Source organism: Streptomyces sp. NPDC087906, from assembly GCF_055584925.1.
This window is the reverse complement of sequence record NZ_JBVJLC010000002.1, coordinates 234,702-249,190: the sequence shown is the minus strand read 5'-3', so window position 1 is coordinate 249,190 and position 14,489 is coordinate 234,702. Positions and strand designations below refer to the sequence as shown.

Annotated in this window: 14 protein-coding genes; 9 read left to right on the top strand and 5 right to left on the bottom strand. The window is 69.9% G+C overall.

The window, feature by feature from the left end:
* Entirely contained in the window at positions 1–432 is a 432-nt protein-coding gene (locus tag ACZ63I_RS06420) for a glutaredoxin domain-containing protein (protein WP_469335945.1), read from the top strand.
* A gap of 79 nt (positions 433–511) precedes the next feature.
* Here the strand turns inward: ACZ63I_RS06420 and ACZ63I_RS06415 are convergent, their stop codons facing one another.
* Complete coding sequence (locus ACZ63I_RS06415) at positions 512–1,573, bottom strand: saccharopine dehydrogenase NADP-binding domain-containing protein (protein ID WP_469335943.1); 1,062 nt, start codon at positions 1,571–1,573, stop codon at positions 512–514.
* A gap of 117 nt (positions 1,574–1,690) precedes the next feature.
* On the opposite strand from ACZ63I_RS06415, the gene ACZ63I_RS06410 reads away from it, so the two are divergent.
* A complete protein-coding gene (locus ACZ63I_RS06410) occupies positions 1,691–2,257 on the top strand; it encodes a TetR/AcrR family transcriptional regulator (protein WP_469335942.1) in 567 nt (188 codons plus the stop codon).
* 246 nt (positions 2,258–2,503) lie between these two features.
* On the top strand, positions 2,504–3,967 hold the full coding sequence (locus ACZ63I_RS06405) for a polysaccharide pyruvyl transferase family protein (RefSeq protein ID WP_469335940.1): 1,464 nt from the start codon (positions 2,504–2,506) through the stop codon (positions 3,965–3,967).
* A 20-nt stretch (positions 3,968–3,987) separates the two neighbouring features.
* Here the strand turns inward: ACZ63I_RS06405 and ACZ63I_RS06400 are convergent, their stop codons facing one another.
* A complete protein-coding gene (locus ACZ63I_RS06400; RefSeq protein WP_469335939.1) occupies positions 3,988–4,650 on the bottom strand; it encodes a TetR/AcrR family transcriptional regulator in 663 nt (220 codons plus the stop codon).
* Between the two features lie 63 nt (positions 4,651–4,713).
* On the opposite strand from ACZ63I_RS06400, the gene ACZ63I_RS06395 reads away from it, so the two are divergent.
* Positions 4,714–5,340, top strand: a complete 627-nt coding sequence (locus tag ACZ63I_RS06395; RefSeq protein WP_469335938.1) for a class I SAM-dependent methyltransferase — start codon at positions 4,714–4,716, stop codon at positions 5,338–5,340.
* Positions 5,341–5,392: 52 nt separating this feature from the next.
* Here the strand turns inward: ACZ63I_RS06395 and ACZ63I_RS06390 are convergent, their stop codons facing one another.
* Both ACZ63I_RS06390 and ACZ63I_RS06385 read right to left on the bottom strand, forming a co-directional pair.
* Positions 5,393–5,746: a DoxX family protein gene (locus ACZ63I_RS06390; protein WP_469335936.1), complete on the bottom strand. Its 354-nt coding sequence runs from the start codon at positions 5,744–5,746 to the stop codon at positions 5,393–5,395.
* A 120-nt stretch (positions 5,747–5,866) separates the two neighbouring features.
* Positions 5,867–6,253, bottom strand: a complete 387-nt coding sequence (locus tag ACZ63I_RS06385; protein ID WP_469335934.1) for a VOC family protein — start codon at positions 6,251–6,253, stop codon at positions 5,867–5,869.
* A 145-nt stretch (positions 6,254–6,398) separates the two neighbouring features.
* On the opposite strand from ACZ63I_RS06385, the gene ACZ63I_RS06380 reads away from it, so the two are divergent.
* Entirely contained in the window at positions 6,399–7,145 is a 747-nt protein-coding gene (locus tag ACZ63I_RS06380) for a TetR family transcriptional regulator (protein ID WP_469335932.1), read from the top strand.
* Positions 7,146–7,165: 20 nt separating this feature from the next.
* Here the strand turns inward: ACZ63I_RS06380 and ACZ63I_RS06375 are convergent, their stop codons facing one another.
* On the bottom strand, positions 7,166–9,361 hold the full coding sequence (locus ACZ63I_RS06375; RefSeq protein ID WP_469335930.1) for an acyl-CoA dehydrogenase: 2,196 nt from the start codon (positions 9,359–9,361) through the stop codon (positions 7,166–7,168).
* Between the two features lie 282 nt (positions 9,362–9,643).
* On the opposite strand from ACZ63I_RS06375, the gene ACZ63I_RS06370 reads away from it, so the two are divergent.
* The 4 genes from ACZ63I_RS06370 to ACZ63I_RS06355 are packed head-to-tail and all read left to right on the top strand — an operon-like array spanning position 9,644 to position 14,427.
* Positions 9,644–10,915 (top strand): ABC transporter substrate-binding protein, encoded by a 1,272-nt coding sequence (locus tag ACZ63I_RS06370; RefSeq protein WP_469335928.1) that lies wholly within the window; start codon positions 9,644–9,646, stop codon positions 10,913–10,915.
* 13 nt (positions 10,916–10,928) lie between these two features.
* Positions 10,929–12,947, top strand: a complete 2,019-nt coding sequence (locus ACZ63I_RS06365; RefSeq protein WP_469335926.1) for an ABC transporter permease — start codon at positions 10,929–10,931, stop codon at positions 12,945–12,947.
* Positions 12,944–13,705, top strand: a complete 762-nt coding sequence (locus ACZ63I_RS06360; RefSeq protein ID WP_469335925.1) for an ABC transporter ATP-binding protein — start codon at positions 12,944–12,946, stop codon at positions 13,703–13,705. Before ACZ63I_RS06365 ends, ACZ63I_RS06360 begins: the two co-directional genes overlap by 4 nt.
* Complete coding sequence (locus tag ACZ63I_RS06355; protein WP_469335924.1) at positions 13,702–14,427, top strand: ABC transporter ATP-binding protein; 726 nt, start codon at positions 13,702–13,704, stop codon at positions 14,425–14,427. Before ACZ63I_RS06360 ends, ACZ63I_RS06355 begins: the two co-directional genes overlap by 4 nt.
* Positions 14,428–14,489 lie beyond the last annotated feature (62 nt).

The window sequence follows — 14,489 nt, the reverse complement described above, 5'->3', positions numbered from 1 at the left end:
ATGACGCGTGCCTGGACTCTGCCGATGCTGCTTCTGCTCTGCGGCGCGGCCGTCGCAGCCGGGCTGGTCCTCGGGGGGAGTCCAGGCCCGGCCGCAGTGTTCCTGCTGGTCTTCGCGGTGGTCGCGGTCGTGCACTCGCGGCTGGTCTTCCCGAGGCCGGTCGGCGCGGCGGAAGCACAGCGCCGCAGCGCCGTTGACGGCCGCCCGGTCGTCTTCTGGCGGCCGGGCTGCAAGTACTGCCTGCGGCTGCGCTTCCGACTGGGCCGTCACGCCCGCCAGTTGCACTGGGTCGACATCTGGCGCGACCCGGCCGGCGCCGCGGTGGTACGGGCGGCGAACGACGGCGACGAGACCGTGCCGACCGTCGTCGTGGCGGGCCGGGCCCATGTCAACCCCGCTCCTGACTGGGTACGCGCACAGCTCACCCCTTGAGTGGAGTGCCACTCAACGGCCGCTCCCGGACTGGCTCCACAGGCTCCCGAGCTGAGCGCGTCGACCGCAGTGCCCGGCCTCAGTCGAGGATGAAGTCGCCCCCGGCCGCGACGGCGAGGTCGGGACCGAACGCCGCCGCCGGTGTGTAGGCGCCCGGCTCGGCCTCGCCGCGCGCGAGGCGCAGGGCGACCTCCGCGGCGACGTCGGCGGTGTAGTCCATGCCGTCGCCGACGCGCAGCCAGCCCTCGCGGCTGGTGCCGTCGGACCAGGTGGCGACGGCGTGCCCCCAGGAGTGGTGCCGGGGCCGGGGCGCGGCCTTGGTCGTGGTCCGGGCCATCTGCCGGACGGCGAACCGGCCCAGGGCTGGGACGGACAACAGCAGCCCGAGCGCGGGCAGTACGGCTCGTACGGCGGGTGAGGTCGGCGCAAGCGCGGAGGTGGCGGTGACGGACGGCGCCCCGCTCGCCCGCTGTGCGGCCAGGAGTTCGCCGGTCGGAACACCTGCGGATTTGACCCGCTGCCCGTCGGGAAGGGTGAGGTGCTGCGGGTTCGCGCCGAGCCGCGTCGTGACCAGGCGGCCGTCCTGGTAGCCGCGCCCGCCGGTGGTCAGCACCTCGACGAAGGTGGCGGCGAAGGCGGCGCCGAGCACTCCGTCCTCGGTGGCCGTCGACGACAGGGCGTCCACGCGCACCGCGTCCGGGGCGGGCCGGTCTGCGCACAGCTTCGCGACGACGGCCTCGGTCGCCAGCACGCCGAACCCCGCGCCGGTCACGAACGTGCTCCCTGCGGCGGTCGCCTCGTCGTGCAGGGCGAGCAGCCGTCCGACGGCTGCCAGGTCGGCGGCCAGATCCAGGTAGTGGCCGCCCGGCAGGCAGGCGCGGGCGATCGTCCCGGCCGTCCCGGCGTAGTCACCGATGGTGTTGACGACCACGGCGGGCCGCTCCCGGGTGATCGCGGCGGCGATACGTTCCGCCGTGTCGGCGACGACGATCTTCGCCCCGGCCCGGCTCAGCCGCTCGTGATCACGTCCGACCAGCACCAGTGGGACGCCCCGCGCGGCCAGCCGCGTCGCGACCGCACGGCCGATCCGGCCGGTGGCGCCCAGGATCCACACCTCGTCAGTCCTGCCGTTCGGTGCCATCGGGATTCCTCTCCGCGCCGACCCCACGCCGACGCCCACTCTGATGTCTCACTGTGTCATCACCCAGGTTAGCAGTACTGACGGCACAGTGAGACATCACTTGCTAGGGTTCGGACCATGGCGAGATGGGACCCGGGGACGGAAGAGCGGCTCACCAGGGCCGCGCTGGAACTCTTCGGCGAGCACGGGTACGACGCCGTGACCGTGACGCAGATCGCGGAGCGCGCCGGTATCACCCGGCGCTCGTACTTCCGCTACTTCCCCGACAAGCGCGAAGTGCTCTTCGCGGGCTCCGAACGCCTGCCCGCCGCCGTGGCCGACGCCGTACTCGCCGCCGCCGAGACCGCATCCCCCCTCCCGGCGGCCCTCGACGCCCTGGCCCAGGTCGGCACCCAGCTCGTCGAGCTGATCGACCACGCCGCCGAACGCCGCGCCGTGATCGACAGCAGCGCGGAACTCCAAGAACGCGAACGCACCAAGCTCGCCGCCCTCACCACCGCGCTGAGCGCCGCACTCACGCAGCGCGACGTGGCTCCTGACAGGGCTCTACTGGTCGCCCAACTCGCCACGATCGCCTTCCAGAACGCGTTCGTCCGATGGATCGAAGCCCAGGGCAGGACCGACTTCCCGACCTGCCTCGAATCAGTCGCCACGGCACTCCGGGACACCCTCCGGCCCGAGTAGCGCAAGCGCTTCGACCGCTGGTGCCCTCGCGCCCGCGTGCAGAGCGCTGCCGAAATGTCTTGCTGGCACACATGTGCGAGGCATGGGTGGCGCGGTTAGAGTGCCGGACGGACAAGTTGTGTTCTTTTGTTAACGGCTTCGTGAAGAGGATTTCGTGTTGAGTCAGGTTCCATCAGGTATGTGTGCCACCGACCACCAGGTGATGGAGGGGCCCGGTAGGCCGGTCGCAGGCATGGGGAGTGCGGCATGAAGCGCATCCTCATCCGCTCGGGGAAGAGCCCTTTCCGTGTCGCCACGCACGAAGAGTTCATCCACCAGGACCTGATCGGCACGAACAACGGAAACCTGCTCTTCAGTGACGCCGCACACAAACTGCTGCTCACCGACCGCACCGAGGTCACGTCCAACGGGATCAGGACCAACTCGTCGGCGGAGCGGGCGCGGGAGATCAACGAGCAGTACGACGTCTTCGTCGTGCCGCTCGCCAACGCCTTCCGCCCCTCTTTCCAGGCGTCCCTGGACCGGCTGTCCACGCTGATCGAGCAACTCACCATTCCCGTGGTGGTCCTCGGCGTCGGGGCGCAGGTCGGCGCCGACTACGACACGGAGCCGCTGCGGCCCATGGAGGCGTCGGTACGCCGGTTCGCGCGGGCCGTACTGGAGAGGTCCCCGGCCATCGGCGTCCGCGGTGAGCTGACCGCCTCGTACCTGCGCGGCCTCGGCTTCGGCGACGTCGACATCATCGGCTGTCCTTCGATGTTCCTGCACGGGGACACCTTCCCCACGCCCCGCGACCCCGGAGCCATCGACGCCGGCTCCCGTATCGCCATCAACCTCTCGCCGGACGCGATACCCGTCGGCGATGTGGGAGGGCTGGCGCGCCACGCGGTGGAGCGCTTCCCGCAGCTCACGTACTTCGCGCAGAACACCCTGGACGCCGAGATCCTCTTCTGGGGCGACACCACGGCGGCGGCGGGGAAGTACGACGCGTTCCCCCTCCAGCTCACGCACCCGCTGTTCCGGGAGAACAAGGTCAGGGTGCCGATGGATCCGACGGTCTGGATGCGGGAGCTGGCTGCGTACGACTTCGCCTACGGCACTCGCATCCACGGCAACATCGCGGCCCTGCTGGCCGGTACGCCGGCCGTGGTGCTGACCCACGACTCCCGCACCCTCGAACTCTGCCGCTACTTCGACCTCCCGCACCGGCAGCTTCCTGGTCTCCCCGGGGACATCCACCCCCAAGACCTTTACGACCAGGCCGACTTCAGCGGACTCCTCAAGGGGCACGCGGAGCGGTTCGACCGCTTCACCGCCTTCCTCGACAAGAACGACCTGGAGAACACCTTCACCCACGGCGACGGCGGCGCCGCCTTCGACGCACGGATCGCGGGCATCGAACTGCCGCCCTCGGTGGCGCTGTGGGACGGCTCCGACGACGGAGCGCTGCGCTACCGCTTCAGCCGGCTGCGCGAGCAGTTGGCACACAGCGACGCGGTGGCCGAACGCCGCATCAGCGGACTCACCAAGAAGAACAACGACTTGCAGAAACGACTCACCGCGGCGGAGCGGCAGTACACCTCCGTGCAGCAGGAAATCGCCGCGATGCGCAAGCAGTTGACGGCGACGGAGAAGCGCATGGCCGGCGTCGAGAAGCGACTGCTGGTCCGCCTGGGCCCGGCGATACGCCGCCGCGTCCGCCGCAAGTAACCGGCAGCGGCCCGGCGGGTCTACCCGTGATCGGTGCAGAGCTGGGCAGTCAGGGCAGCACGGGCCCACTCCTCCCAGGCGTCGGGTGACCAGCCCCGGTCGCGGACAAAGACCAGATAGAGCTCCGGGCTCAGCAGTCCGTACAGCAGATCGGCGGCGCGTGCGGTGTCGACGTCGGGGCGGGCGTCGGGCTTGGCGGTCAGTGCCTTCGCCGCGGCGTGCTGGACGGTGTAGCGCGGGTCGGGGCCGGCGGGCCACTGCGCGGCGATCTCCGGATCGGTGGCCGAGGCGGCCGCGATCAGCGGCATGATCGGGGCGACGCGGCCCAGGATGCCGCGTACGCCCCGCACGTGCGCGCGTAGTTGCCCGGCCGCGGTGGGCTCGGCGCACGCGGTGCGGAACCAGTCCCGGTCCATCGTGGCGACGGGTTCGACGTCGCCCGCGATGGACGTGTCGACGACGTCCTTGAACAGCGCGCGCTTGTTGCGGAACACGAAGTACACGGTCTGCACAGCCACTCCCGCGCGGTCCGCGACCTCCTGAAGGCTGGTCGCGCCGTACCCCTGTGCGACGAACAGCTCCCGCGCCGCGGCGACGATCTTCTCGCGGGTGTGCCGCGAGCGTTCGGCCCGCTTGTCGGGGCGCTTGGCGTTCTGTCCGTCGGATCCCTTGACCGCATGCATGCCAAGAGTCTATCTCTAGAGTCAGTCACTAGAGACGGACTCTAGTTTCTTTGAGGGGTAGCGATGAGTGAGATTCGGACGGCTGTGGAGCTCGACCAGGAGGCGGCGGTGCGCCGCGAGTTGGAAGACTTCTACCGGGACGGCAAGCCGCCGTGGGACAGCGGCGTCACGCCGCCCGAGCTCGTGGCCCTGGTCGAGGGGCCCGGCGCGCCGGCGCCGGGCCAGGCCCTCGAACTCGGCTGCGGCACCGGGACCAACGCGGTGTATCTGGCCCGGCACGGCTGGCGGGTGGATGCCGTCGACCTGGTCGACCGCGCGGTCCGGCAGGCGAGGGAGAAGGCCACCGCGGCCGGAGCGGACGTCACGGTGCTGTGCGGGGACGCGACCCGACTCGACGAAGTGGGCGTGCCCGGCCCGTACGAGCTGTTCTTCGACCTGAGCTGCTACTGCGGGATCCCACCCCACCGCCGCGACGACTACGCCGCCGGCCTCACGAAGCGCGCCGCCCCCGGTGCGCGACTGCTGATGTTCGGATACGGGCCCGGGGCGTTCGACGACCCGATCTCCGGAGCCACCGCCGACGAACTCGGCGCCAGGTTCACCGGATGGCGGTTGACCGACGTGACGCCCGGTACCAACCCGGTCCCGACGTTCTGGTTCACCCTGCAACGCGACGCTGCCACGGCGTGAGTTCAGTCGCGCCGTGGCAGCGCCGGGTCCCGGACGTCACGCACGACCGGTCTCAGGAGCCGTGGTACGCCAGGCCCAGGACCAGCGCCGCCGCCGCGGTGGCGAGGAAGACGATTCCGCCGACGATGTTGCGGGAGCCGACCCGCAGGTGGGCGATGATCGCGCCGATGAAATACAACACCAGGCCGGAAGCGGCGAGAGTCCCCAGCAGCGGCACAGCGAACCCGGCCACCAGCCCCACGGTCCCCGCCGCCAGCAACATCCCCAGCACCGGCACCCACTTCCTGGGCAGCCCCTTCATGTCCGCCTGGGACTTGGGGTATTCGTGGCCGATCAGATAGGTGACGGCGGCGGCGCCGTTGAAGACCGCGCCGAGCATGGTGACCGTGACATAGGCGGCGAACACGATTTCTCCGGTCTCTGCGGGGGAGCGCTGCTGCGCGGCGCCCCCTGGGGATGACGTCCTCCTGTATGAGAAACCGGCGGTTCGATGTGTGACATCGACCAGGTGCTGGTCGGTCCGGTGCTAGGTGGTCTGGACGATCTGGATCAGGTTGCCGCAGGTGTCGTCCAGCACCGCCGTGATGACCGGGCCCATCTCCATCGGCTCCTGGGTGAACCGCACCCCCAGCTCGCGCAGCCGCGCGAACTCCGCGCGTACGTCGTCCACGGCGAAGGCGGTGGCCGGGATGCCGTCCTTGACCAGGGCCGACTTGTACGGCTTGACGGCCGGGTGGCCGTCGGGCTCCAGCAGGAGTTCCGTGCCGTCGAGGTCGTCGGGCGAGACCACGGTCAGCCAGCGATCCGCCCCGACGGGGACTTCGACCTTCTTCACGAAGCCCAGCACGTCCGTGTAGAAGCGCAGCGCCTTGTCCTGGTCGTCCACGAACACACTGGACAGGTGGATCCTCATGGTTCTCCTCCACGGTTACGGGAACAGCAAGAATGCCGGGCGGCCCGTCCGCCGGGCGCCGCGCCGACCGTACCGCGCCTGTCGGGACGGGCTTCTGCGGTATTATCGATAGGCATACCGTAACGGTCGATGACTGGAGCATTGCATGGCTACCCAGACGAATCGGACCACGGCGCCGCGCCGTAGGCGAGCCCGTGGCTCGATCAGTTCGGAGGAAATCCTCAAGGGTGCCTTCGCGCTGTGCGAGGCGGACGGTGTCGACGGTTTGAGCATGCCGCGCCTCGCCCAGCACCTCGGTGTCGGTGTGACGAGCATCTACTGGTACTTCAAGAGCAAGGAAGAACTGCTGGACGCCCTCACGGAGGAGGGGTTCCGCAGGTTCTACGGGCAGATGCCTCCGCTGGAGGGCCGGGCGTGGGACGACGTCCTGCGCGAGTTCTTCTCGAACTTCCGGTCCATCCTGCGCCAGGACGACGTGCTCTGCGACCTCACCATCATGCGGGGCAGCAGCTACGCGGACGACACCATCAGACTGACCTGGTCGCGGATCGAGGAGATCCTGGAGGTGCTGGTCAAGGCCGGTTTCAGCGAGGCGTCCGCGAGTTACGCGTACTTCACCCTGTCGATCTACACCCGCGGCTCCCTCATGGTCGAGCGCCGGGTCCGTTCGCAGGGCGTGGTCGAGGAGTATCCGCATCCGCGTGCCCATCTCGCCAGCACGATGCCGGTCATGTCCCAGGAGGTCGAACGCCACTCCTGGTACATGGTGAGCGACGACGACTTCGACTTCGGCATCGAGAACAACATCAGGGGGCTGCGCACCCTGCTCGCCGCCGACCGTAAGGCGGCCAAGTCTGCTGCGGCCAAGTCGACGGCGAAGCAAGGAAGTTGAGCGAGTAGCGGCCCGGCTGATCAGACGTTCAGCGGGTCGCGGGGCAGGCCGAGGATGCGTTCGGCGATCACATTGCGGCTGATCTCCGAGGTGCCGCCCGCGATGCTCAGGCAGCGGTCGAAGAGATACGAGAAGGTGACCCGCTCCTCCTGCCCGGTCAGCGCGGCGGGACCGGCGAGTTCCATGGCGAGTTCGGTGACGCGCTGCGCGTGTTCGGCGGACAGCAGCTTGGTCACATTGCCCTCGGGCCCCGGGCCCGAGTCGGCCACCGCGCGGGCGATCTGGCGCAGATTGATCAGCCGCATGGCATGCTCCTCGGCGATCAGCCGCGCGACCCGCCGCCGCGCCTCGCCGCCGGCGCCCGATCGGCCGCCGTCGCCCGCCTCGCCGTCGCCCGCCTCCGCGTACCGTTCGGCCAGATCGATCAGCTCCACCGCCGACAGCCGGTCGCCGGACGTGCCGCCGCCGATGGTCACCCGCTCGTTGCCGAGGGTGGCCCGTGCCACCTTCCAGCCGTCGTTGATCTCACCGACCACATCGCCGTCGGGGACGAAGACGTCGTCGAAGAACACCTCGTTGAACAGCGCCTCGCCGGTGATCTCCCGCAGCGGCCGCACCTCGACGCCCGGCGCCCGCATGTCGACGACCATGGCCGTGATGCCCTTGTGCTTGGCCGCCGAAGGATCGGTGCGTACGGTCGCGAGGCCGCGGTCGCTGTGCTGCGCACCGCTGGTCCACACCTTCTGGCCGGTGACCCGCCAACCACCCTCCACCCGTACGCCCTTGGTCTGGACGGCGGCGGCGTCCGAGCCTGCGTTCGGTTCGCTGAAGAGCTGGCACCAGGTCAGTTCACCGGCCAGGCTGCGCGGGATCCAGCGCTCGACCTGCCCGGATGTCGCCTTCTGCAGCAGAGTGAGCAGCACCCACCCGCCGATGCCGAGTACCGGCGCATCCACCTCGGCCAGTTCGTCCTCGATGACCAACTGCTCCACCGGGCCCGCCGCGCGGCCGTACGGGCGCGGCCAGTGCGGTACGAGATAGCCGGACTCGGCGAGCACCTGGCGGCGTTCGGCCGGCGCAGCCGTACGGTAGCGGGCCAGGAACTCCCTGGCCTCGGCGCGGTATTGGTCGGCGTCCTCCGGCAGGTCCACACCGTAGTGCGGCCGGACACCGGCGCGGCTGTGCGCGTACAGGTCGTCCTCCGCGCTGCCCAGGGACCTGACCAGATGGTGCAGGGCGACGGCCCGCCGCAGATAGAGGTGAGCGTCGTGCTCCCAGGTGAATCCGATGCCGCCGAGGATCTGGATGTTCTTCTGGGCGTTGTCCTGGTACGCCTGCGGGGCGATGGTGGCCGCCGCGGCGGCGGCCACACCGCCGCGCTCGCCCGCCGTGGCCGACCGCGCCGCGTCCCAGCTCACCGCGGTGGCCAGTTCGGCGCCGACCAGCATGTTCGCCAAGTGGTGCTTGACGGCCTGGAAGCCGCCGATCGTACGGCCGAACTGCTCGCGCACCTTGGCGTATTCCAGCGCTATGTCCAGGCAGGCCCGCGCGCCACCCGCCGCCTCGGCCGCTGCCAGGGTACGGAAGAGCTGTACGGCGGTGGCGGCGGCGCCGCCGAGGGTGTTGTCCGGCGTGGGAGCGAGGCCGCTGACCGTCAGTGTGGACAGCCCGAGTGACGGGTCGAGGCCGGTGGCCGGCTCCAGGCGCACCGCGGGGTCGTCGCTGTCCACGAGCACGAGGTCGTCGCCCACCCGGAGCATGAGCCGCTTCGCCCAGCGGCCCGCGAGCACCGCGCCGCCCGACCCGCCGACCGTACCGTCCGCCGCGCGGGTCGGCCCGTGGGCCAGGGCGAGGCCGACGACGAGCGAGCCGTCGACGACTTGCGCGAGCAGGCTCTCGCGCTGCGCGTCCGTACCGTGCGCCGCGAGGACGGCAGCGGCGGCGGCCGAGGCGAGGAACGGGCCGGGGGAGAGGGCGTAGCCGAGTTCGTCGGCGACGACGGCCAGTTCGGGCAGGCCGTATCCCGATCCGCCGTAGGCGTCCGGGACATGGAGGCCGAGCCAGCCCAGATCGGCGAGCTTCTTCCAGGAGCCCGGCAGTGCGGCCGGCGTCCTGTCGAGCGCGGTCCTGGGCCAGGCGCGCAGCTCCTCCGCCGCGGCGAACGATCTGACCACACCGGCCAGAGTGCTGTGGTCATCGGTGATGGCGAGTGCCATGGGACGGCCTCCTGAGTTCCGGATGGCTATACCGTAACCATTACCGTGCATGCGTCAATACTTTGCGCAGAGGTGCTAACGGGCCAGGAAACAACAGCGAAACAAGCCGTTGACAGGTGTGACGCAGCCCACTACATTGCCGATACCGTTCGCTTTACGGTACGGGTTTCGGCAGTGTTGACGGGCACTCCCCACTCATTGATTCCCGAACGGCGACCGACCCGGTATCCGCACATCGCTCTTGCAGCAGCCACTCGACCCTGTTTGTGGGAGGAGAGTTCCATGCGCGTACCCTCATCCAATCTCCGGGCCAGGCCGGTCCTCGGACGACTGATCCTGGTGACGACCGCCGCCGCCCTCGTGGTGCCGGGCCTCACCGCGTGCGGCACCAGCGCCGTGTCGTCGGCCAACTCGTCGTCGGGCTGTTCGTCGCCCGGTGTCACAGCCAAAGAAGTCAAGGTCGCGGTCATCGACCCGGAGACCGGCCCGTCGGCCACGACGTTCGCCGGCTTCCTGGAGGCGGCCAAGGCCCGCTTCCAGGCGGAGAACGACGCGGGCGGGATCAACGGCCGCAAAGTCACCGTACTGACCGACGACGACCAGGGCGACGGCGCGCAGCAGGTCATCGCCGCCCGCAACGCCGTCCAGTCGCAGCAGGTGTTCGGTGTGCTGTCGGCGTCACGCGTCGACACCATGTACGACTACCTCAAGCAGCAGAACATCCCCGTCACCGGATACCCGGGACAGCCCGCCTACGCCACCGACAACAACGCCTTCGGCTTCGGCGGCGCCTCCTCCACCGGCTATGTCTCCACCGCGCAGGTGGAGCGGATGAAGGCGGCCGGAGCCACCAACGTCGCCAACCTGTCGCACAATTCGGCCGGCGCCATCAACAGCGCCAAGGGCTTCGACGTGGCGGCGGCCAAGGCCCAGCTCAAGGTCGGGGTACGGCAGTGGGACATCCCGCTCGGTGCCTTCGACGCCACCGCCGTCGCGATCAAGATGAAGCAGGCCGGGGTCGACGGGATCTCCGCCCAGCTCCTCACGGACTCCAGTGTGTCCGTGCTCAAGGCACTCAAGGCACAGGGCGTCAAGCTCAAGGCCACACTCGTGGCCGGTGTCTACGACCCGGAGGTCTCCGGCCAGATATCCGGCCTCCTCCAGGGCGCCATCGCCAGCCCCGTCGGCACCATTCCCACCGAACTGAACAACGCCGCCACCCAGAAGTACGTCGCCACGATGAAGAAGTACGCGCCGAAGATCCCGCCGAACGTCGGCTTCGCCAACACCGGTTACGTCTCGGCCGACCTGTTCATCCGCGGTCTTGAGGCAGCCGGTTCCTGTGTCTCCAGGACCAACTTCATCGACAGCCTGCGCAAGGTGAAGGGGTACGACGGCGGCGGCCTGCTGGTGCGGGCCGCCAACTTCGCCCCGGCCGAACTGCCCACCGGCACGCCGTACTCCGCCTGCTCCTGGTACGCGATCTACCAGGGCACCAAGTGGGTCCCCGACCCGAAGGCCACGTGCGGCGACCTCTACAAGTTCACCGGCTGAACGGAAGGTTGCCGTGTTCAGTTATCTCGTGGCCGGACTCGTCACAGGCGCGATCTACGCGATCTCGTCCCTGGGCCTCGTCCTGACCTACAACGCCTCACGCGTGTTCAACTTCGCCCAGGGCGGCATGGCGTTCTTCATCGCCTACTGCTTCTACTGGCTGCGCACCGAGCAGGGACTGCCGACCGTCCTCGCCCTCGTGATCGCGCTCCTCGTCATCGGTCCGCTCGTCGGTCTGCTCCTGTGGGCGGTGCTCCTCGGCCGGCTCAGCTCGGCCACCCCCATGGTGCGGATGGCGGCCACCATCGGCCTCTCCGTCGCCCTCGCCTCCGGCACGACCCTGATCTTCGGCAACAAGCAGGTCTTCCAGCCGAAGGGCATCGCCGGTACCGCCGAACGCGTCTTCAGCGTCGGCGGGGTCGCCATCAGCGACGAACAGCTCACCATCCTCGGCGTGGCCGCCTTCCTGTCGCTGGTCGCCTTCCTCGTACTCAAGCGGACCACGGCCGGGCTCATCACCCGGGGCACCGTCGACTCACCCCTGATGACGTCGCTGACCGGCACCAACTCCAACATGGTCGTGGCCGGCACCTGGATGGTCGGCGTCGCGGTGGCAGGACTCGCCGGAATCATGATCACCCCGCAGGTGGGGCTCAACGCCGGCGGGTTCTCCACCTCCGTCGCCGCCTCGTTCGCCGGAGTGGTGATCGGCCGGCTGACCAACCTGTGGTGGGCGTTCTTCGGCTCGCTCTTCGTCGGCGTCGCCCAGTCCGTCGTCATCCCGTGGCTGCCCGACAAGGGCTTCCTCGCCACCTCGCTCCGCCCCAGCCTGCCGTTCGTCATCATGGTGCTCGCCATCGTGATCCAGGCGGCGGTACGGCGCGGGGTCAGCGACGACGCGCAGACCAGCGAGGTCGCCTCCCTGGTGAGCACGTCGGAGAAGAACCAGGCGCGCGTGCTCGCCCTGCTGCGCGCACAGCGCGGCCGGTGGGACCGCTGGGTCGGCTTCGCGCTGCTGGTGGTCACCCTGGTGGCCGTCCCGTACGTGTTCACCGACTACTGGCTCGGCGTCATCACCCTCGGCATCTGCTACGCCGTAGCCCTGCTCTCGTTCCGGCTCGTCAGCGGCGAGGCGGGCATCATCGGGATCTGCCAGATCACCTTCGCCGGCATCGGCGCCGTCGCCACCGCCCAACTCGCCACCGTGCACGGCCTTCCGGTGGTCCCCGCGATGCTGATCGGCGCCCTGATCGCGATGGCCTGCGGTGCGCTGGTGGGAGCCGTCGCGCTGCCCCTGGGCCAGCTCTACGCCGCGATCGTCACCTTCGCGTTCGCGCTCCTCGCCGACCAGGTCATCTTCACCCGCGACACCTTCTCCCAGTACGACTCGGGCGTCACGCTCGCCAGGCCCGTCCTGTTCGGCCGGCTCTTCGACTCCAACCTGGCCTTCTTCCAGTTCGCCGTCGCGGTGTTCCTGCTGGTCGTCCTCGGCCTGTGGCTGCTGCGGCGCTCCAGCTTCGGACTGAAGTTCGCCACGATGCGCGCCAGCCGCAACCGCGCCTCGACGCTGGGCCTGCCGATCTACCGCTCCCGGCTCGCGCTGTTCGCACTGGGCGCCGCCGTCGCCGGGCTCGGCGGCGCACTCCTCGGCAGCTTCCAACTCGTCGCCTTCCCCGGCGCGTACAACGCCACCCTCGGCCTCACCTGGTTCGCACTGGCCATGGCGCAGGGCTCCTGGAGCATGGGCGGCGCCGCCACCGCGGGACTCTCGCTGGCCATCGCGCCCGCGATCTTCACCACGTACCTGCCGACCCGGCTCGGCGATCTGCCCGCCGTGCTGTTCGGTCTGATGGCGATCCAGGTCGTCGCCAACCCGATCGGCATCAACCCGCAACTCCGCTCGGGCTTCCGGGCCCTGGCGATCAGGCTCTCGCCCCTGCCACCACAGCCGGCCGGCGGCCCCCCGGCGCCCGTCCCCGACACCGTACCCAGAGAACAGCCCACCACCACGACCTCCGGAGGCGTCCAGTGACGACCGCACCGAGCACGGACATCGCGCTCTCGCTGCGCGACATCACCGTCCGCTTCGGGGGCGTGTGCGCCCTCGACCAGGTGACCATCGATGTGCCCAAGGGCAAGATCTCCGGACTCATCGGCCCCAACGGCGCGGGCAAGACCACACTGCTGGGTGTCGCCTCCGGACTCCAGCAGGTCGACTCCGGGCAGATCCTGCTCGAAGGACAGGACCTGACAGGCGCCCGGCCGCAGCGCTTCGCCCGCGCCCGCATGGCGCGCACCTTCCAACAGCCGCAGCTCGTACCCGAGTTGGACGTACGCCAGCATGTGCTGCTCGGCCTGCGGCTGTCCCGCGGGGACGGCAGCACCGGCCGGTCCGGTGAACTCGACCTCGCCGACCGGCTGCTGGCCGAACTCGGTCTCGCGGAGGTGAGCAGACGCGGGCCGATGGAACTGCCGCTCGGACTGCGCCGGCTGGTCGAGGTGGCCCAGTGCATCGCCAGCGACCCGCGGATCCTGCTGCTCGACGAGCCGTCGGCGGGCCTCAACCGGGCGGAGACCCAGGCGTTCGCCGCGATCGTGTCGCGGCTCGCCGCCGACCGGGGGATCGCCGTCCTGCTGGTCGAACACGACATGGATCTGGTCCTGGAGATCAGCGAGCAGTTGTTCGTCCTCGACTTCGGCGAGCTGATCGCCGCGGGCCCGACCGCCGAGGTCACCACCGACCGGCGGGTCAGGGAAGCCTATCTGGGTGTGCTGAAGGAGCCGGCATGACAACGCCATTCGTCTCGGTCGACGCGCTGACCATCACCTACGGCGACGCCGTCGCGGTCGACGGGGTCTCCTTCGCCCTCGGACAGGGCGAGTGCCTGGCCGTCCTCGGTCCCAACGGCGCGGGCAAGAGCAGTATCGCCAAGGCCTTCGCCGGGCTCATCGAACCGTCCGCGGGCTCCATCACGGTCGACGGGGCGGAACTCACCCATCGCCCGTCGCATCAGATCGCCCGCAGCAAGGTCGCGTATCTGCCCGAGGGCCGGGGCATCTTCCCGACGCTCACGGTCGCCGAGAACGTGACTCTGGGCATGCGGGTCCTGCCGCGCGCCGACCGGGCGGCGGCCGAGCAGGAGGTGTACCAGCTCTTCCCCGTCCTCGGCCGGCGTACGAAGCAGTTCGCCGCGACCCTGTCCGGCGGCGAGCAGCAGATGCTGGCCGTGGCCAGGGCGCTGGTGACCAAGCCGAAGCTGCTGGTGGCCGACGAGGTGAGCCTCGGGCTCGCGCCGCTGGTCATCGACGCCATCTACGAGGCGTGGAGCACGGTCAGATCCACCGGACTGACGATGGTCGTCATCGAGCAGTACGTCGAGAAGGCCCTCGGCTTCGCCGACCGCGCGCTGGTCCTGCGGCGCGGCCGGGTGCTGTGGTCCGGCGCCGCGGCAGGCGCGGCCGAGCACATCGCGCGCGACTACCTCGGCGACGGGATGGCCTCGCCGGTGTGACAGCGGGGGAAACCACTGACGAGCCGCGTACGGTGCGCCGTACGCGGCTCGTCGCTGTGGTG

What these genes read in the sequence shown, in the direction of transcription:
- ACZ63I_RS06415 (WP_469335943.1), bottom strand. Translation starts at nt 1,573, where the DNA reads ATGGCACCGAACGGCAGGACTGACGAGGTGTGGATCCTGGGCGCCACC.
- ACZ63I_RS06370 (WP_469335928.1), top strand. Translation starts at nt 9,644, where the DNA reads ATGCGCGTACCCTCATCCAATCTCCGGGCCAGGCCGGTCCTCGGACGA.
- ACZ63I_RS06405 (WP_469335940.1), top strand. Translation starts at nt 2,504, where the DNA reads ATGAAGCGCATCCTCATCCGCTCGGGGAAGAGCCCTTTCCGTGTCGCC.
- ACZ63I_RS06355 (WP_469335924.1), top strand. Translation starts at nt 13,702, where the DNA reads ATGACAACGCCATTCGTCTCGGTCGACGCGCTGACCATCACCTACGGC.
- ACZ63I_RS06375 (WP_469335930.1), bottom strand. Translation starts at nt 9,361, where the DNA reads ATGGCACTCGCCATCACCGATGACCACAGCACTCTGGCCGGTGTGGTC.
- ACZ63I_RS06380 (WP_469335932.1), top strand. Translation starts at nt 6,399, where the DNA reads ATGGCTACCCAGACGAATCGGACCACGGCGCCGCGCCGTAGGCGAGCC.
- ACZ63I_RS06395 (WP_469335938.1), top strand. Translation starts at nt 4,714, where the DNA reads ATGAGTGAGATTCGGACGGCTGTGGAGCTCGACCAGGAGGCGGCGGTG.
- ACZ63I_RS06410 (WP_469335942.1), top strand. Translation starts at nt 1,691, where the DNA reads ATGGCGAGATGGGACCCGGGGACGGAAGAGCGGCTCACCAGGGCCGCG.
- ACZ63I_RS06420 (WP_469335945.1), top strand. Translation starts at nt 1, where the DNA reads ATGACGCGTGCCTGGACTCTGCCGATGCTGCTTCTGCTCTGCGGCGCG.
- ACZ63I_RS06385 (WP_469335934.1), bottom strand. Translation starts at nt 6,253, where the DNA reads ATGAGGATCCACCTGTCCAGTGTGTTCGTGGACGACCAGGACAAGGCG.
- ACZ63I_RS06400 (WP_469335939.1), bottom strand. Translation starts at nt 4,650, where the DNA reads ATGCATGCGGTCAAGGGATCCGACGGACAGAACGCCAAGCGCCCCGAC.